At 48.5% G+C, this 237-nt stretch carries 1 rRNA gene; it reads right to left on the bottom strand.

The features are described from left to right. A 5S ribosomal RNA gene (rrf, locus tag J1G18_RS27925) occupies positions 1-85 on the bottom strand; the annotation flags it as partial. Between the last annotated feature and the right edge of the window lie 152 nt (positions 86-237).

Raw genomic sequence — 237 nt, 5'->3', positions numbered from 1 at the left:
ACCCCACACTACCATCGGCGATGCATCGTTTCACTTCTGAGTTCGGGATGGGATCAGGTGGTTCCAACGCTCTATGGTCGTCAAGAAATTCTGTATCTGGCCCGTCAACACGGTAACGTGCCAGCAAAATCGGTGACTTCTACTAAAAAACAAAACCCCAACTGCTTTCGCAATTGGGGTTTCGGAATTTAATCTTGACGATGACCTACTCTCACATGGGGAAACCCCACACTACCA

It is taken from the genome of Pseudomonas sp. MIS38, assembly GCF_019891575.1.
GTDB classification, from domain to species: Bacteria; Pseudomonadota; Gammaproteobacteria; order Pseudomonadales; family Pseudomonadaceae; genus Aquipseudomonas; species Aquipseudomonas putida_A.
The sequence above is the reverse complement of the archived record's forward strand: the minus strand, read 5'-3'. Positions and strand labels throughout refer to the sequence as shown.